Origin of the sequence: Rhizobium vallis (genome assembly GCF_003985155.1) — a bacterium.
Lineage (GTDB): Bacteria > Pseudomonadota > Alphaproteobacteria > Rhizobiales > Rhizobiaceae > Rhizobium > Rhizobium vallis.
Genome location: NZ_ML133700.1, coordinates 93,971 through 110,065, shown reverse-complemented (window position 1 = coordinate 110,065; position 16,095 = coordinate 93,971). Strand labels below are relative to the sequence as shown.

Here is a 16,095-nt window from a genome sequence, read left to right as displayed (position 1 = left end):
CGCTTTTCGTTCGGCGGTGAGTCATCTAGAAAACCGTCAGAGACGCCGTGTCAGGAGAGCAGATGGTGGGAAAGACGATCAAAACCATGGAGGACTTTTCGGAGTTCGTCGGCCTGTCGCGTCCCACCGTCTCGAAATATTTCAGCGATCCGATGTCTGTGCGGCAGAAGACGCGGGAGACGATCGAGCAGGCCCTGAAGAAATCAGGATTCCGGCCGAATATCTTCGCCGTCAACCTCAACCGCCGGCGCAGCAACATTCTCGGCGTCATCATTCCCAATTCTACTGATCCATTTTACATGGCGCTCACCCGACGCATCGAGATGATCGCCAACGAAAAGGGGTTCCTGGCCTTCGTGCTCTCGTCGGACGGCAAGGCGGAGATGGAGGACCGGGCGATCAAGACGCTGAAATCGATGAATGTCGCCGGCGCGATCATCGCCCCGCTCGGCGTGGAGTCCCACCACGCCATACTTGATGAGCTCGGCCGCAGCGTGCCGCTTATCTATGTGGATTCGCCGCTCGACGAGACATCCTCCTTCGTCGGCACCAACAATCGCCAGAGCTTTAACCTGATCGTCGACTATCTCTGCCGCTCGGGCGAACCGCCCTGCTATTTCGGCATGCCGCATGTCAACACCAATGCATTGACGCGCCAGACCGCCTATCTGGAGGCGATGGAGCAATTCCGGATGGCGCCCAGCATTGTCGAGCTTGCCGATAGCAAGAGCTGGGATTTCGAGCGCTTCGGCTTCGAGGAAGCGACCCGTATCCTGACTTCGGGGCAGGGATTCCCGACGCGCACCGTACTCTGCGCCAACGATCGCGTCGCCTTCGGCGTCATCGCCGCCGCCTATCAGCAGGGACTTAAGGTCGGCCACGGCGCCAACTATGATCTGCGCGTCGCCGGACATGACGACCACCCGCTCTCCCGCTATGCCTGCCCCCCGATCACGACGGTCGCGCAGAACTATAACGAGATCGGCCGGCTGGCGATCGAACTCCTGCTCGACAGGCTCGGCGAAGGCGAGAGGCCTGCTACGCCGGCAGGCCGTATCCTCTTGAATGCCGAACTCATGCTGCGAAGCTCGGCGTGAGATCGTGCCGCTTTAAAGCGTCATGCCGCCGCTGAAATCGGTGGCGATGGCGCCGGGGGCAGCTTGATCGCGCCTGGGGCAAGCTCCGTCAGCCGCGCGCGGATTGGGCGGGCAGGGTGATCTCGAATTCGGCGCCGCCGCCTGCCGTCTGCAGCAGGCGGACCGTGCCGCCGTGAGAACTCAGCATGGCGCGAACGATGCCGAGGCCCATGCCCGTGCCGCCCTGCTCGCGGCGGGTCGAGAAGAACGGCTGAAAGACACGCTCGCCATTTGCCTCGGAAATGCCGCTGCCGTCATCGCGGACAAGAATGACGGCCGTTCGAGCATCGGCCGACACCGCGAGTTCCAACATCGTGGCGCCGTGCTGCAGGGCGTTTTCGGCAAGGTTGGCAAAGACGATGCCGGCTGCTTCCTGGGGAAGAGCAATTGATATTGCCGCATCACCTGCGCCCGAGATGCTGAGCGCGGGAAATCGCCCGCGCAGCAAGGATATGATGTCTGCGACGCTGATCTGGCCTTGCGCCATAGGCGTTTCCGCTTGCGCAAGCTCCCTCAGCCGCTGCAGCAAGGCATCCAGCCGGACCGCATCGGCGACGATGTTGTCGAGAAAATGCAGGCGCTGCGCTTTCGTCATCTGCCGCTCGCCGTCATCGTCGCGTAAAAGTTCCGCCGCTCCCCGGATGGCTGTTAGCGGCGATTTCAGCTCATGAGAGACATGGGCGGCAAAGGAGCGGACATATTCGGTGCGATCGACCAGTTTCCCGGCGAGATCGAGGAAGCTTTGCGACAGCACCGCGATCTCTCGCGTTCCATGGCTTTCGAGCGGCCGGATCGCTGCCTTGCCGCCGCGGGCAATCTCGTCCGCGCGGGCAATCAACGCTTCGATCGGCCCGGTAATCGTGCGCGTCAGCACATAGGCAACGGTGAGCGTCAACATGAGGACGACGACGAGGGCGCCGATTTCCATCGGCGCCATGCCGTTCGACCTCGCCTCGACGGTGCGAAACCAAATGACGATCAGGATTGGCAGCGTCATGACGGTCAAAAGCACGGCATAGACGATCAGCGCCAGGTTGGGCCGCCACTTCGAGCGGACTTTCGGCGCCGGCATCAGGCCTTCCTTCCGATTTCGCCGCCGAGCTTGAAGCCTATGCCGTGAACGGTAGCGATGATCCCGGAGCCGCCGGCGCCGGCGAATTTGGCCCTGATGTTGCGGATATGACTGTCGATCGTCCGGTCGGAGACATAGGTGTTCGGGCCATAGGCCGCTTCCATCAGCTGTTCGCGGCTGAAGACCATATCCTGGTGTGACAGCAACGCGTCCAGGATTGCGAATTCGAGCGCCGTCATCGCGATGGCGCTCTCGCCGAAAGAGACCGTCCTGCCGCGACGGTCCAGGCTGAGTTCGCCGGCAACCAGGGTGGCGTGGCGTCTGTCAGGCCCGGTTTCACCGGCGCTGCGCTTCAGGATCACCTTCACCCGCGCGACGAGTTCGCGCGGGCTGAAAGGTTTGATAACATAGTCGTCCCCGCCAATTTCGAGACCCAATACCCTGTCGATCTCCTCGTCTCGAGCCGAAAGAAACAGGATCGGCAGGCCCGACGTCTTGCGAATCTGGCGACAGACTTCCAGACCGTCCATATCGGGCATGCCGATATCGAGAATGATGAGATCGACGTTGCCCCGGCGGAAGGCCGCCATCGCCTCGGCGCCGTTGCGGGCTGCCGTCGATGTGAGGCTGGCGCGCTCGAGGGCAAAACAGATCACATCGCGGATGTGAGGTTCGTCGTCGACGACGAGAATGCGCGGCGCCATAATCGGTCCTGGGTTGGTTTGTCGTGCTTGTTGTTATCGTTCTCGTTCTATCTTGCAATGGCTGCGGGAGACAGAAGATAGGCCTCCAGCCGCGAAGAACGAAAACTCCAGCTCCGCCAGTCGCGCGGGCGATGCTCGAATTTCCAGACGAGCGAGCCGCGGATGAGCTGTGCTTCGCTGATCTTGTCGGTCCTGTATTGCGGCAGCGCGCGGATATGGAGATCAAGGGCCGGAATGGCGGAAGGGCCGAGAGTGGAGAGATAATAAATATCAAGCGGCGGGCCTTCGTGACTGACCTCCTGGCTGTGAGCGACGTTGAAGCGGGCAATGACACCAGGAAAATCGACGAAAGCGCTGACATAGAGAACCGAGATCAGAGAGACGAAGTTGGCGGCGATCAGCCACTCGTTGGATCGATTGAGCAGAATGCGCAGCAGGATCAAGACAAGGCCGATGGCAACAAGGCCCATCCAGATGCCTGCGGCGATACGCAGTTCCGTCAGCGAGTAGACCTCGACATAAAGGTCGAGCCGCAGCATCGACGACAGGCAGAGAAGGATGTTCTGGCCGATCCAGGCGTGAACGAGGCCGCGGATCAGCGCACTGTGATCGCCGGGCCCGCCGCGCCGCATGGCGAGGAGGACAAAGCCGGCGGCAAGAAGCGCCGTCGCAATCAGGGGATAGGCGCCGCGATGGGCATATTCGGCATGGCTCATGTGATCGGGCAGATCGGCGCCGCCCCAGAGATAGACGAGATCGAGAAGCGTCTGCACCGCAAAAACCGCGTTGAACAGAAGCAGCGACCGCAACAGCGAGGCATGGCCGAGCGGTGCGTTTCTGGTGGGCACGATCATGAACGTCCTGCCCTCCTGCAACCGCGCAGAGCGACGTTTCAGGCGCGGCTGCAGCATCGCCCAGACCACGATCGCGATCGTCACCCAGAAGCCGATTCGCCAAAGATCGAGGAACTGCAGCAGGACGGCAAAATCAATGCTGCGCAGCGCGATCTCGATAAGCGGGTTCGCAGCCGCAAAGAGAGACACGAAGACCGCTGCGAGAACAAGGGGCATGACCCAAAGGCCGACGCTTTGCCGGGCCCCGGCAAAGGAGAAATGTTTGGCCGGCGTCGCATGATATTTCCAGCAATCCTCCACAAGCCGCAGCGGAACGACGACAGCGAAACGGAAAAACACCAGAGGCACGCCGGCGAGGCGACCTGGCATGAGCCTGGCGCTGACGAGAGCAACCGACATCAGAGCGCCGAAGCAAAGGACAACGCCCGTTAGCGAGGGCGCTTCCAGCAAGGGCGCAGAAGCCAGGATCAAAAAAACCAGCAGGAAAACCGTCGTCAGTGGCGATGGCCTCTTCGAAGCCGAGAGCAAAATGCCGACACAGACGGCGAAGGCAAAGAGGACGAGATTTATCCCGGGCGCGTAATCAAAGATCAGAAAATCTGCCAGCGCAACGAGCGCAAACAGGGCAGCGATCGGGACGCTGCCATATTTGATCCGCATCGGCTCCGTCAAGGTATCGGTTGTATCCATTGCTGCTCCTCTCGCAGATGCCGCTTTTCGGTTGGGATGAACATGTCGACGGGGTTCGCCTCGGCAGGTATGCCTTGACGCCCGCTTGCCTCTGCCAGCCACCATCCGTCATTGCGAAGGCTATCCGGCACGGCGGGCAGGGTGATGTGGGGCGGGATGTCGTTCTTGCTCATGGCGGGAACATGCCGCGCCGGATTGCAGTTTTTGTGCAGAGGGTGAGGAACAATTCAGGAAATCGCTCCGACCCAACGGGATCGCGGTGAGCGCTTAAGAATCACAATTCCCGCGGAATGCTCTTTCCGCTCGTCCTGGCCGGCGCCGCCGCTCTTTTTTCGGCAATCGGGGTCGAGGCGATCAGCCTGGCAAGAGCTGCCTGGGATCGCATTCCCGTCTTGCCGAAGCATCGGCCGGTATGTGTTTTCACCGTGTTAGACGAAATCCCCAGAACCCGGGCAATCTCTGGCAGGTTCATGCCGCTGCCGATCAGCGCGGCGACCCGGGTTTCGGCTTCCGTCAGGCCGAAGATGCGCTGCAGCTGCTGCGCTTGCCGGCGTGTTTTCGCTTCCGGATCGACGATATGGACGAGGACGCGTGCGCCGCTGTCGACCGCATCCCAAATGGAAACCGCCGTCGGTGCAAGCGGCGTGACCATCACCAGATAAGGTGGCAAACCCGATGGCCGAGAGATCGAAAATGCCCCTTCGAAAGGCGTGTCTTCGCCAGCGGCGATCAGCAGAGCCTGGCGAATGGCGTTCGTCAGGCGCAGAGAGCTTTCGGAGATGTGGGCTGCAAGGGACGGCCTCTCGGAGCGGCTGAGGAAAATACCATCGGCGCGCTGAAGCAATGCCTCGGCCGCCGTATTCACGAGAAGGATCGCACCGCGCCCGTCGATCAGCACAGCCGCGTCGGCTATCGCGTCGATCAATCGTTGCGACAATTCGGGTGCGCGGGCGATCCGGCTCATCTGAAAAGAAAGATCGATCGCGCGCGCCATATGCGGGCTCAGCAGCTTCAACCGAGCCGCCGCATCGGCGGCATGTTCGTCCTGTCGGCGGGACAGGAAAAGGGCGACCCCGCCGATGCCTCCGCGTTCATGCAGGCTGGCATGCGGCAGGAAGAGCTGATTGAAGATGTTCTGAGGTTCACAGATATCGGCATAAAAGGCCGAATGCCGTACGGCCTCGGCATCGATCAGCTCGTTGCCGATTACAACCTCGCCCGGCTTTACCTTCTCGAATGCGCGGGCATAGGGGTTGCCCGTGTACTGCCGGAGATAAAGCCTGTTCAAATCGTCGCGCATGCGGCCGGGGATCAGAAAGCTGCCGCGGCCGTCAGGCGCCTGATAGACGATATTTCCGCCGACGGCGCCGACGTAATCGACGATCGAGCACAGCGTATCCGGCCATAGCTCGGACCGCGCCGCTGCCTGGTAGACCGCATCAATGATGTCGACATGATCCATGTCAGCGCCTCTCGCTTTCACGATGACGGGTCCGCCGAGATGACGAGCGTCACCCGATCAGGTGATTCTCATGCCCGTTCGGGGGAAGGGAAGGTTGCGACCGATGAGAGGATGGATGATTTGAGGCGACGAGGTGAAGTGCCCATCATCTAAATCGCGGCGCGCGCTTGGCATTGTGGAGCAGTTCACAGGCTGTCGCGAATGGCCCGAAAAGTCTGAGCAGCAGCGCCTGTTCCTCGGCATCTATCCGATGGCGAGCGCAATATTCGGTGACGGACCAGACTTTCGTCAGATCGTCCGTTTCGATTTGCTTGGGTTCGATGTGTTCGGTCAAGGGCGTGTCCTCCGAACATGAAGACTACGCTTCCCCAGCTTTTATAAGAACTAGCTAAAAAGAATTATGTATAAGCGTCCCGCCGGGTCAGGCGAAAGGCCAGGCGAATAAACGAAGACGCCCGCCGTTGGCACGGCGGGCGTCGTGTCTCAGCGATGTATCACCGCTGATTACACGAGATGAGCATCTGTGCCCGTGATGTTGAGCGTCAGGACACCGACATCCGTGTGGCCTTCGCCGTCGGAGATCTTGTAGTACTGGACGGTTTCCATGACCTGCTGGCCGGCAGTCAGGTCTTCCGTCAGCGTGTAGGTGAATTCGCCATTCGGCTTGACGTGGAAGACGCCATGGTCGCCGGCGATGTCGGTAACGGCGTCGAGGCCGCTCTTGGCGCTGACGTTCGTGCCGTCGAACTGACGGAGGAAGAGCTTGCCGTTGTCGCCCTTGATGTCGTTGCTGAGAACGTTGCCACCCATGACGTCGCCTTCAGAGAAGCTGAAGTGGTCATCGACAGCGACCGGCTTGACCTGGGTTACGCCCTGGATGTTCAGGGAGAACACGCCGACGTCGGTGTGACCGGCGCCGTCGGAGATCTTGTAGGTGACGCGTTCAGTCAGCGTTTCACCATTGGTGAAGCCGATCTTGGCAGCGTCGCTCAGGACGTAGGTATAGCTGCCGTCCGGCTTGACGAAGAAGGTACCGAAGTCGCCATGGATCTCGGTGATCTGGTTGTTGCCCTGCTTGGCACCAACGCTTTCGCCGTCGAAGGCGCGCAGGTACAGGTGGCCGTTGTCGGAAGAATCGTTGGAAAGCAGATTTCCGGAAATTACGTCTGTTTCATTAAATGTTGCACTATCATCAGTTGCGTGTATCGGCGAAGCCATTGCTCTCTCCTAAAATTGTTTATCGACGGGTCAATTTTGACCTTAGCGAGCGGCTCCTTTAACAACTGATTAATACTATAAGTCAATAACCTATTTAACAGAAGGTTAATTTCGCCGCCGATTTTCCCGTTGCTTCATTTGCGATGGAATAATTCCATTTTCACGCAAATTTGAAGAAAATTTGGCGAACTAATACGCGGATAACTTGAGTAAAATGCCGGAGACGGACACCTCCGGTGGAGTTTTATGACGCTGCTGGCTCGCCCGTTGCAATCGCGGTCTCCGACACCTATTTTACAGCTGCGACCGATCGAAGCGGAACCAAACCGTACGGCTCTTGGACGACACGCTTGCGCACCGGCCATGCGGCCAGAGGCCGCACGATAAGCAATCCCACACACAAGCGATGACCCCGGCCATGGCCGGCAAAGGATTTTTTTGACCGACACAAATAAAGCCACCGCGGTTGCGGCGGCCAAACCGCGTGAGGGTGATGAGGCAGTCCGCCGTGCTGCCGGGACCTGGAAGCCGTCTCCCTGCCTTCTCACCCGCCGCGAACTGCAGGCGCTGATTGCCAAGCAGCTCGGCTGAACGGCGATCGGTGCAAACAGCCATAAGGAGAATTCGAAATGCAGGTACTTGTCAGAGACAACAACGTCGATCAGGCGCTCAGGGTTTTGAAGAAGAAAATGCAGCGCGAAGGCCTGTTCCGCGAAATGAAGGAACGGCGCGCCTACGAGAAGCCATCCGAACGCCGTGTCAGGGAAAAGGCGCAGGCAATCAGCCGGCAGCGCAAGGCTGCCCGCAAGAAGATGCAACGCGAGGGCCTGCTTGCCGGACGGACGCGGACGGCTGCCCGTTAACCGCCTCGAACCATCCCAGGCCACCGCAATTATATCCGGAAAGGACAGACAATGGACGAACTCAATAGCCTCACCGTTTCGGAGGAACGCCTCGAAGATTGCCGCGACGTCGTGGAGCCGGATCTGCAGGATCTGATCCAACGCGCCCTGACATCCGGCTTTTCCCGGGAAGAAATCCTCATCGCCGTCAGCGAACTGGTCGCCGAAGATTTCGCGGTGGTCATGAAAACGCCGAGCGTCCATTGAGGACGACCGCGAGAAGATCAGGGAATTATCGCGACAGTGCCGAGGTCAAGCTTTGACGCCGCTCAATGCTGGTTGGCCGATGCTTTTACGAAGTCGATGAAGGCACGCAGCGGCGCAGGCACCAAGCGCCGCCCGGGATAATAGAGGAACGGCCCGGAAAAGCACTGCCACCATGGTTCGAGGATCGGCTCGAGGGCGCCGCTGTCGAGATGCGGGCGCAGCCAGTCCTCGAAAACGTAGACGATCCCCGTACCCGATATCGCAGCGTCCACCTTAAGGTCGGTCGCCCCGCCGATCCTGACGATCAAGGGGCCGCTCGGTTCGACCCGAACCACCTCGCCATCTCGCTCGAATTCCCACGGCGTCGTCAGCGCGCCGCTGGCAAAACGGCCGAGCAGACAGGCATGGCCGAGCAATTCGCTCGGGTGCTGCGGCCGGCCGTGACGATCGAGATAATCGGGGGACGCCGCAGTGGCAAAGCGCTGCACGCGTGGCCCGATCGGCACGGCGATCATATCCTGCTCCAGCCGCTCATCATAACGGATGCCGGCGTCGCAGCCGGCGGCAATCACATCGACGAAGCTCTCTTCAGCGACCACCTCCAGCCGAATGTCGGGATAGGCGGCGAGGAATGGTGGAACGATGGCCGGCAGCACCAACCGCGCCGCGCTGACCGGCACGTTGAGCCGCAACGAACCGGCCGGCCTGTCGCGAAAACCGTTGACGACGTCGAGAGCCGACTCGACCTCCGTCAATGCGGGACCGAGCCGCTCCAGCAAGCCTTTGCCCGCTTCGGTCGGGACGACGCTGCGCGTCGTGCGGTTGAGCAGCCTGACACCGAGCTGCGCCTCCAGGCGACGAACCGCCTCGCTAAGGAAAGAGGCGCTGCCGCCGCTTGCGCGCGCGCCTTCGCGAAAACCGCCGGCTTGCGCCACCGCCACGAAGGCATTCAAATCACCCAAGTCGACTTTCATTGTTCGCCACCCCGCACAGCCCGTGCGGATTGTACCCGGTTTTCACGCGATCGGACAACGCCTAACTTGGCGCCATCTCTTGAAAGGAGTTGGATCATGTCCATTATCGATCAGTCCGGTACGTTCACCATCGGCGACCGTCGCGTCAAACGGCTCGGCTATGGCGCCATGCAGCTTGCGGGTCCAGGCGTGTTCGGCCCGCCCAGGGATCATGACGCAGCCTTGGCGGTGTTGCGCGAAGCCGTTGCGTCAGGCGTCAATCACATCGATACAAGCGACTTCTACGGCCCCCACGTCACCAACCGGATCATCCGCGAAGCACTGCATCCTTATCGCGACGATCTCGTCATCGTCACCAAGATCGGCGCACGGCGCGGTGCGGATGGATCATGGATTCCAGCCTTCTCGCGCCAGGAGTTGACGCAGGCAGTCCACGACAACCTGCGCAATCTCGGCCTGGATGTGCTCGACGTGGTCAACCTCAGGATCGCCTTCGACCTGCATAGCCCCGCCGAAGGATCGATAGAACAGCCGCTTGCGGTCCTTGCCGATCTTCAGCGGCAAGGTCTGGTCCGTCACGTGGGCTTAAGCAACGCCACATCGAAGCAGGTCGCCGAAGGCCGCGGGATCACCGAGATCGTCTGCGTACAGAACCAGTACAATCTGGCGCATCGGGCAGATGATGCCCTGATCGACGAGCTTGCCGGCGACGGCATCGCCTATGTACCGTTCTTCCCGCTCGGCGGCTTTACCCCGCTGCAATCGTCCACACTCTCCAACGTCGCCGCACGCCTGAACGCCACGCCTATGCAGGTGGCGCTCGCCTGGCTGCTGCGTCGTGCTCCGAACATCCTGCTGATCCCCGGCACCTCATCGGTCGGCCATCTCAGGGAGAACCTCGCCGCCGCCGGGCTGGCGCTCCCGGACGACGCTGTCGGAGAATTGAACCGCATGGCTGATATCGCCGCCTGACGGTATCCGAATCGTGCAGCGGATCGCGTTGCTACGCCACGCTCTCGCGTGGCATAGCAGAGCACTCCGGGATGAATTGCCGCATGCTGCGGCTATTTCCCCCGAGCTTGCCGCCGGTTGCGACTATACGTTCAATAGCGCTCGGGCACGTGCATTTCAGGCGGAACCGGCGCCCTGTTGTAATCGGCATGACGGATGCGGTCCGGTAGCTCAATCTCCGGCTTCGGAACATCCTCATAAGGGATCTGCTCGAGAAGATGGGCGATGCAGTTCAACCGCGCCCGTTTCTTGTCCACGGCCTGTACCACCCACCAGGGCGCTTCCTTGGTGTGCGTGCGCGCCAGCATTTCTTCCTTGGCCTTGGTGTATTCCTCCCAGTGGACACGGCTTTCCATATCCATCGGTGAAAGCTTCCATTGCTTCAGCGGATCGTGGATACGCATCTTGAAGCGGAATTCCTGCTCTTCGTCGGTGATCGAAAACCAGTACTTGATCAGCACGATTCCGGAACGGACCAGCATGCGCTCGAATTCAGGCACCGAGCGGAAGAATTCCTCGAGTTCATCAGGCGTGCAGAACCCCATCACGCGCTCGACACCGGCGCGATTGTACCAGCTGCGGTCGAAGAGCACCATTTCGCCGGCTGTGGGAAGATGCGGGACATATCGTTGGAAATACCATTGATGGCGTTCCCGCTCAGTCGGGGCGGGCAGCGCGACCGTCCGGCAGACGCGCGGATTGAGCCGCTGCGTCACGCGCTTGATCGCGCCTCCCTTGCCGGCCGAATCCCGGCCTTCGAAAAGTACCACGACCTTCAGCTGCTTGTGCTGAACCCAATCCTGCAGCCGCACCAGTTCGTGCTGCAGCCGGAAAAGCTCCCGGAAATAGATCTTTCGCTCGAGCGTCTGCTCGGCCGGTTCCGACATTCCTTCGGCGACCAGATCGTCCAGCCGGTCTTCCTCCATCTGCATTTCCAGCTCCTCATCGAAGCTGTCGGCGATTTCGGCTTTTATTCGGCTGAGCTGATCCTGATGTGATTGCGACATGGCCTTTTTCCTTCTGCTTTTTTTGACAGGAGCATGTCCTTGCAAAATTTTTGTGACGACCATCCATCAAAAGCTGAAACGGCTAAGCGCCTCTGTCGTTCCCGGGCCTGGCGGAAGCGGCGCGGCACGCAATGGGCGCATTCCACCCGCCGAAACCACGCCTAAAGCTGCCCCGCCCGGTATCGGTCGACAAGGTTGCGGCAGGCGCGGATCGTCAGGGCCATGACGGTCAGCGTGGTGCCGGCGATGCCGCTGCCCGGGAAGGCGCTGGCGTCGGTGACGACAAGGTTCGGGGCATCCCAGACCTGATTATAGGGATTGAGCACCGAAGCTTCCGGGGTTTCGCCCATGCGGGCACCGCCCGTCTCATGGATCGCCGCGCCCATGCACATGGTCTTGCGAAACCATGTGCGGAACATGAAGCGGCTGAAGGCGTCGGCTTCAGGGAACGCACCCTTGCCCATCTCCTTGAGGCCGGTGGGCGAGCCGATGAATTCGAGATCGCCTCCAACCTCTCTGACCATGGCGATCAGCGTTTCCTCCTGCCGGCGCAAGAGCGCCTGTTCTTCTTCCCGCATGACGCAGCGGATATGCGGAACGGGAATGCTCCAGGCATCCCTACGCCTGACATCCAGCGTAATTCGATTATCGGCATAGGGCAGCATGCGGCCGAAGCCGAAGAAGGCGAGGCGGGCATCGACCTCCCCGGAGACCGGTGCCCGGCCCACGCTGCCCTGGTAATCGAAATCACCGCGGCCGGCATCCCCCTCGCCGAAGCGGGGAATGACGATCCCGCCCGAGGGATTGTAGAATGGGTCGGTGGGGGCGGAGCGGTCGGGCGCCCAGCCCTTCGCCTTCGAGAAGGAGCCGAAGGCAAGGCATGGGAGCTGATCCATGAAGTAGCGGCCGAGAACACCGGAGCTGTTTCCAAGTCCGTCCGGATGCTTCGCCGAAGCCGAATTGAGGAGCAGTCGCACGCTCTCGATCGGCGAGGCAGACAACACCACTGTCGCCGCGCGAGCGGTCGATACCTCGCCGGTGTTGCGATCGATGTATTCCGCGCCGGTGGCGCGGCCGGTTTTCTCGTCCGTGGTGATGCGGCGAACGACGGCGTCGTAGCGAACGGTCAGACCGCCACTGGCGTTCGCTTCGCGCAGCGGCCGCGGCATGCGGTCTGCATCGGGCGCGATGTAGCGCCATGAGACGACGTGCCGTTCCGGCCAGCGGCTTTCCACAGCCTGCTTGAACAGCTGTTCGGCGGGCGTCAGGCCTGCCGGCTTCGCATAGATGCCGTCCGGCAGGGTCGCCACATTGTCCTTGTTGCCGTAGAGCCCGAGATAGGCTTCCACCTCGTCGTAGAATGGCGCCAGCTCGTCATAGGAAACCGGCCAGTCCACGCCCTTTCCAGAGCGCGACCGGATCTTGAAATCCTCGTCGGTCCAGCGCAGTAGCACCCGGCCGAAACTGTGGAGACGCCCGCCGCCCTGGCGTCCGCGGATCCAGAGGAAGGGCTCGCCTTTCGGTGTCGTATAGGGGTTCTTGCGGTCGTTGACGAAGAAATGGCTGAAGCGCTCGGTAAAAAAGGCCGCGCGTGCCTGGATCGGCTGTCCCTTGAGCGTGGCGCGCGCGCGTTCCCAGATATTGATGCTGCTGGCGGGCTCCTTCTTGCGGGCGGGATCGAAATCCCCAGGCCCGACGGCCGGGCCGGCCTCGAGCAGCAGCACCGACAATCCCTGCGCCGTCAGTTCCTTGACCGCGAAGGAACCCGCCGCGCCGGAGCCGATCACCAGCGCATCATAGACGATCTCAGACATGTCTTTCCAAATCCTGTCCTGGAGCAATTCCTCAAAGGGGCGCGAGGCGCGTCCGCAATTGCGGGAAAACAAAGGGATGGCGCCTCACAGCCGCGATCCGTCGGCGCCGAAGAGGGAGGCCTTGGCAATATCGAGGCCGGGCGTCAGCGCATCGCCGGGCTCGAGAGTGACGTCGCCCATGAGCCGGAGCGAGAGGCTTTGGTCTCCCCAATCAAACCAGACGACGGCGTCCGAACCCATCGGCTCGACGACGGAAACGCGGCCCGGAATGATGGGCAGGCCGCTTGCAGTTCCGTCGAGGACAAGATGCTCAGGGCGAAAACCGAGTGTGGCTGGTCCTTCTGTCGCGGCCGCGCGGAAAGAGTAGCCGGAGAGATCGCAGGCCAAGCCGTTGCTTCGGAAGAGACGCGCCTCGCCGTCGCGCTCGATTCGGCCCTCGATGAAGTTCATCGCCGGAGCGCCGATGAAGCCGGCGACGAAGAGATTGGCCGGGCGGCGGTAGATCTCGGCCGGGGAGGCGAGCTGCTGGATCACGCCGTCGCGCATGATGGCGATCCGGTCGGCAAGCGTCAGCGCCTCGACCTGATCGTGCGTCACATAGATCATGGTGTTGCCGAGGCGCTGATGCAGCTTCTTGATCTCGACGCGCAATTCGTTGCGCAGCTTGGCGTCGAGGTTCGACAGCGGTTCGTCAAAAAGGAACACATCCACTTCCCGCACCAGCGCCCGGCCGATCGCGACGCGCTGGCGCTGCCCACCGGAAAGCTCAGCCGGTCGCCGGTCGAGCAATTTGTCGAGATGGAGAAGGGCGGCCGTGCGGGCGACGCGCGCCTCGATTTCGGTCTTCGGCAGCCCGGCGACGCGAAGTCCGAAGGAGAGGTTCTTGCGGACCGACATGCGCGGGTAGAGCGCATAGGACTGGAAGACCATGCCGATGCCACGGTCCTTCGGCTCCTCCCAGCTAACGTTCTTGCCCGAGATCCAAACCTCGCCTGCCGTAATGTCCTGCAGGCCGGCGATGGCATTCAGAAGGGTGGACTTGCCGCAGCCGGAAGGGCCGAGCAGAACCAGGAACTCGCGTGGCGCGATGTCGATCGACATCTTCTCGATCACGGTGTGGTCGCCATAGGCGATCTTCAGGTCCTTGACGGAGACGGCGGATTGCATGGAAGCGTTACCCCTTGACTGCGCCGGCGGCGATGCCGCGCACGAACCAGCGGCCGGACAGGAAATAGATGGCGAGAGGGACGATGGCGGTCAGGATCGTCGCCGCCATGTTCACGTTGTAGGTGCGCTCGCCCATGGTGGTGTTGACGATGTTGTTGAGCTGCACGGTCATCGGCAGATTGTCGCGCCCGGCAAAGACGAGACCGAGCAGGAAGTCGTTCCAGATGCCGGTGAATTGCAGCATGGAGACTACCACGACCATCGGCACGGCAATCGGCAGCATGATCTCGAAGAAGATGCGCCAGAAGCCCGCGCCGTCGACACGTGCGGCCTTGCAGAGCTCCTCCGGCACGCTGACGAAATAGTTGCGGAAAAGCAGCGTCACCAGCGGCAGGCCGAAGATGACATGGACGAGAATGATGCCGGCGAGCGAATTGTAGAGACCGATATTCGCCATCGTCCGGACCATCGGATAAAGGAAGATCTGGTAGGGGATGAGGCCGCCGGCCATCAGCAGGCCAAAGAGCGCATTTGCCCCGCGCGGGCGCCAGAGCGACAGCGCATAGCCGTTGACGGCGCCTGCGAAGACCGAGATCACGACCGCGGGAACGGTGATCGCCACCGAATTCCAGAAGCCGCTGCGAATGCCGACGCAGACGGTTCCCATGCAGGCGCCCGACCAGGCGGTCACCCAGGCGGAGAAATCGAGCATGGCGGGCAGCGCGAAGATCTGCCCAAGCCGGATTTCGTCCATTGATTTCAGCGAAGTGACGACCATCGTATAGAGGGGAAGAAGGAAGAAAAGTGCGGCGGCGATTAGGAAGGCATAGAGACCGATGCGTCCGGCCGTGATCCGCGCCGGCTTCGGCCCATTCGGGTGAGGCTGGGTCATCACGACGCTCCCTTTGCCCGATTGCGCATATGCATCGCGTAACGGAACGGCGCGACTGCGATGATGACGCCCAGGACCAGCACTGTCGCGCCTGCTGTGGCGAGGCCGAGATTCTGGCGTCCGAACAGATTGTCCATGATGAATTTCGCCGGTACTTCGGTCGCATTACCGGGGCCGCCATTGGTCATGGCGACGACGATGTCGTAGGTCTTGATCACGCCCATGGCGAGCAGCATTCCGGCGGCGGCCAATGCCGGACCGAGTTGGGGCAGGATGATCGAGACATAGATGCGCCAGACCGGAATGCCGTCGATGCGCGCTGCCTTCCATTGTTCGGCCTCGATGCCGCGTATGCCGGCAAGCGCAATCACCATGACGAGTCCTGCGCCCTGCCAGACGCCGGCGAGCACCAGCGCATAGATCGCCATGTCGCGATTGACCACCCAATCGAGCACGAAGCTTTCCCAGCCGAGCGAACGCACGCTCGCCTGGATGCCGAGCGTCGGATTGAGCATCCACTGCCAGATCAGCCCCGTCACCACGAAGGACATGGCGTATGGATAGAGGAAGATCGTCCTGAAGGCGCTTTCGAAGCGGATCTTGCGGTCGAGTGCAGCGGCCAGCAGGAAGCCGAGCACCAGGCAGCCCGCCACATAGAGAACGCCGAAGATCAAGACGTTTTGCAGAGATGCCAGCCATTTGGCGGAAGAGAAGAGCTTCGAATATTGCGCCAAGCCGACATAGGTCGAAGACGGAAAGAGTGTGGAATTGGTGAAGGAGAGCCGGATCGACCAGGCCATGGTGCCAATGAACACCACGACCGCGGCGAACCATGTCGGCAAGAGGGCTATGGTCGCGGAAAGATTGCGCTTGCGTTTGACGGACATCGGCCAGCTCTTTGACGGTGAAGCGGAACACGCGCCGCCGCATAGGACGGCGGCCGGCAGCCGTGGCGTCGGAATCAATCCAACGCCACGGGCATGAT

18 protein-coding genes are annotated in these 16,095 nt (G+C 61.3%); 5 read left to right on the top strand and 13 right to left on the bottom strand.

Annotated features, from left to right (window positions below):
* Positions 1-86 precede the first annotated feature (86 nt).
* Positions 87-1,097: a LacI family DNA-binding transcriptional regulator gene (locus EFQ99_RS30280; protein ID WP_126924874.1), complete on the top strand. Its 1,011-nt coding sequence runs from the start codon at positions 87-89 to the stop codon at positions 1,095-1,097.
* 88 nt (positions 1,098-1,185) lie between these two features.
* Here EFQ99_RS30280 and EFQ99_RS30275 read toward each other — a convergent pair whose 3' ends face one another.
* The 7 genes from EFQ99_RS30275 to rapA2 all read right to left on the bottom strand — a co-directional run bounded on the left by EFQ99_RS30275 (position 1,186) and on the right by rapA2 (position 7,136).
* Entirely contained in the window at positions 1,186-2,208 is a 1,023-nt protein-coding gene (locus tag EFQ99_RS30275; protein ID WP_126924843.1) for a HAMP domain-containing sensor histidine kinase, read from the bottom strand.
* Positions 2,208-2,912: a response regulator transcription factor gene (locus EFQ99_RS30270; RefSeq protein WP_126924842.1), complete on the bottom strand. Its 705-nt coding sequence runs from the start codon at positions 2,910-2,912 to the stop codon at positions 2,208-2,210. Before EFQ99_RS30270 ends, EFQ99_RS30275 begins: the two co-directional genes overlap by 1 nt.
* 47 nt (positions 2,913-2,959) lie before the next feature.
* Entirely contained in the window at positions 2,960-4,456 is a 1,497-nt protein-coding gene (locus tag EFQ99_RS30265) for a DUF4153 domain-containing protein (protein ID WP_126924841.1), read from the bottom strand.
* Positions 4,435-4,629, bottom strand: coding sequence for a hypothetical protein (locus EFQ99_RS30260; protein WP_126924840.1), 195 nt, complete (start codon positions 4,627-4,629; stop codon positions 4,435-4,437). The genes EFQ99_RS30265 and EFQ99_RS30260 overlap by 22 nt, the downstream gene beginning before the upstream one ends.
* A gap of 101 nt (positions 4,630-4,730) precedes the next feature.
* Complete coding sequence (locus EFQ99_RS30255) at positions 4,731-5,918, bottom strand: helix-turn-helix transcriptional regulator (protein ID WP_126924839.1); 1,188 nt, start codon at positions 5,916-5,918, stop codon at positions 4,731-4,733.
* Between the two features lie 145 nt (positions 5,919-6,063).
* On the bottom strand, positions 6,064-6,252 hold the full coding sequence (locus EFQ99_RS30250; protein ID WP_126924838.1) for a hypothetical protein: 189 nt from the start codon (positions 6,250-6,252) through the stop codon (positions 6,064-6,066).
* Positions 6,253-6,422: 170 nt separating this feature from the next.
* Positions 6,423-7,136 carry a calcium-binding lectin RapA2 gene (rapA2, locus tag EFQ99_RS30245; protein ID WP_126924837.1) on the bottom strand — a complete coding sequence of 238 codons (714 nt, stop codon included), beginning with the start codon at positions 7,134-7,136 and terminating at the stop codon, positions 6,423-6,425.
* Positions 7,137-7,574: 438 nt separating this feature from the next.
* Between rapA2 and EFQ99_RS35205 the strand changes: the two genes are divergently transcribed.
* The 3 genes from EFQ99_RS35205 to EFQ99_RS30235 are packed head-to-tail and all read left to right on the top strand — an operon-like array spanning position 7,575 to position 8,245.
* Positions 7,575-7,727: a hypothetical protein gene (locus EFQ99_RS35205; RefSeq protein WP_164736465.1), complete on the top strand. Its 153-nt coding sequence runs from the start codon at positions 7,575-7,577 to the stop codon at positions 7,725-7,727.
* Between the two features lie 38 nt (positions 7,728-7,765).
* Positions 7,766-7,999 carry a 30S ribosomal protein S21 gene (rpsU, locus tag EFQ99_RS30240; protein ID WP_126924836.1) on the top strand — a complete coding sequence of 78 codons (234 nt, stop codon included), beginning with the start codon at positions 7,766-7,768 and terminating at the stop codon, positions 7,997-7,999.
* Positions 8,000-8,050: 51 nt separating this feature from the next.
* Positions 8,051-8,245 (top strand): hypothetical protein, encoded by a 195-nt coding sequence (locus tag EFQ99_RS30235; RefSeq protein ID WP_125843194.1) that lies wholly within the window; start codon positions 8,051-8,053, stop codon positions 8,243-8,245.
* A 62-nt stretch (positions 8,246-8,307) separates the two neighbouring features.
* Here the strand turns inward: EFQ99_RS30235 and EFQ99_RS30230 are convergent, their stop codons facing one another.
* Positions 8,308-9,219 carry a LysR family transcriptional regulator gene (locus EFQ99_RS30230; RefSeq protein ID WP_126924835.1) on the bottom strand — a complete coding sequence of 304 codons (912 nt, stop codon included), beginning with the start codon at positions 9,217-9,219 and terminating at the stop codon, positions 8,308-8,310.
* A gap of 96 nt (positions 9,220-9,315) precedes the next feature.
* On the opposite strand from EFQ99_RS30230, the gene EFQ99_RS30225 reads away from it, so the two are divergent.
* Entirely contained in the window at positions 9,316-10,191 is an 876-nt protein-coding gene (locus EFQ99_RS30225) for an aldo/keto reductase family oxidoreductase (RefSeq protein ID WP_126924834.1), read from the top strand.
* Between the two features lie 131 nt (positions 10,192-10,322).
* Here EFQ99_RS30225 and ppk2 read toward each other — a convergent pair whose 3' ends face one another.
* The 5 genes from ppk2 to EFQ99_RS30200 form a co-directional block, all read right to left on the bottom strand.
* Entirely contained in the window at positions 10,323-11,237 is a 915-nt protein-coding gene (ppk2, locus tag EFQ99_RS30220) for a polyphosphate kinase 2 (RefSeq protein WP_126924833.1), read from the bottom strand.
* A 161-nt stretch (positions 11,238-11,398) separates the two neighbouring features.
* Positions 11,399-13,051, bottom strand: coding sequence for a GMC oxidoreductase (locus EFQ99_RS30215; RefSeq protein WP_126924832.1), 1,653 nt, complete (start codon positions 13,049-13,051; stop codon positions 11,399-11,401).
* Between the two features lie 84 nt (positions 13,052-13,135).
* A complete protein-coding gene (locus EFQ99_RS30210) occupies positions 13,136-14,218 on the bottom strand; it encodes an ABC transporter ATP-binding protein (RefSeq protein ID WP_126924831.1) in 1,083 nt (360 codons plus the stop codon).
* A 7-nt stretch (positions 14,219-14,225) separates the two neighbouring features.
* Positions 14,226-15,110 (bottom strand): carbohydrate ABC transporter permease, encoded by an 885-nt coding sequence (locus EFQ99_RS30205; protein WP_126924830.1) that lies wholly within the window; start codon positions 15,108-15,110, stop codon positions 14,226-14,228.
* Positions 15,110-15,997 (bottom strand): carbohydrate ABC transporter permease, encoded by an 888-nt coding sequence (locus tag EFQ99_RS30200; RefSeq protein WP_126924829.1) that lies wholly within the window; start codon positions 15,995-15,997, stop codon positions 15,110-15,112. The genes EFQ99_RS30205 and EFQ99_RS30200 overlap by 1 nt, the downstream gene beginning before the upstream one ends.
* Positions 15,998-16,095 lie beyond the last annotated feature (98 nt).

Excerpts from the sequence above, each read along its gene's own strand:
- EFQ99_RS30280 (WP_126924874.1), top strand. The coding sequence starts at position 87 with ATGGAGGACTTTTCGGAGTTCGTCGGCCTGTCGCGTCCCACCGTCTCG.
- EFQ99_RS30275 (WP_126924843.1), bottom strand. The coding sequence starts at position 2,208 with ATGCCGGCGCCGAAAGTCCGCTCGAAGTGGCGGCCCAACCTGGCGCTG.
- EFQ99_RS30270 (WP_126924842.1), bottom strand. The coding sequence starts at position 2,912 with ATGGCGCCGCGCATTCTCGTCGTCGACGACGAACCTCACATCCGCGAT.
- EFQ99_RS30265 (WP_126924841.1), bottom strand. The coding sequence starts at position 4,456 with ATGGATACAACCGATACCTTGACGGAGCCGATGCGGATCAAATATGGC.
- EFQ99_RS30260 (WP_126924840.1), bottom strand. The coding sequence starts at position 4,629 with ATGAGCAAGAACGACATCCCGCCCCACATCACCCTGCCCGCCGTGCCG.
- EFQ99_RS30255 (WP_126924839.1), bottom strand. The coding sequence starts at position 5,918 with ATGGATCATGTCGACATCATTGATGCGGTCTACCAGGCAGCGGCGCGG.
- rapA2 (WP_126924837.1), bottom strand. The coding sequence starts at position 7,136 with ATGGCTTCGCCGATACACGCAACTGATGATAGTGCAACATTTAATGAA.
- rpsU (WP_126924836.1), top strand. The coding sequence starts at position 7,766 with ATGCAGGTACTTGTCAGAGACAACAACGTCGATCAGGCGCTCAGGGTT.
- EFQ99_RS30235 (WP_125843194.1), top strand. The coding sequence starts at position 8,051 with ATGGACGAACTCAATAGCCTCACCGTTTCGGAGGAACGCCTCGAAGAT.
- EFQ99_RS30230 (WP_126924835.1), bottom strand. The coding sequence starts at position 9,219 with ATGAAAGTCGACTTGGGTGATTTGAATGCCTTCGTGGCGGTGGCGCAA.
- EFQ99_RS30225 (WP_126924834.1), top strand. The coding sequence starts at position 9,316 with ATGTCCATTATCGATCAGTCCGGTACGTTCACCATCGGCGACCGTCGC.
- ppk2 (WP_126924833.1), bottom strand. The coding sequence starts at position 11,237 with ATGTCGCAATCACATCAGGATCAGCTCAGCCGAATAAAAGCCGAAATC.
- EFQ99_RS30215 (WP_126924832.1), bottom strand. The coding sequence starts at position 13,051 with ATGTCTGAGATCGTCTATGATGCGCTGGTGATCGGCTCCGGCGCGGCG.
- EFQ99_RS30210 (WP_126924831.1), bottom strand. The coding sequence starts at position 14,218 with ATGCAATCCGCCGTCTCCGTCAAGGACCTGAAGATCGCCTATGGCGAC.
- EFQ99_RS30205 (WP_126924830.1), bottom strand. The coding sequence starts at position 15,110 with ATGACCCAGCCTCACCCGAATGGGCCGAAGCCGGCGCGGATCACGGCC.
- EFQ99_RS30200 (WP_126924829.1), bottom strand. The coding sequence starts at position 15,997 with ATGTCCGTCAAACGCAAGCGCAATCTTTCCGCGACCATAGCCCTCTTG.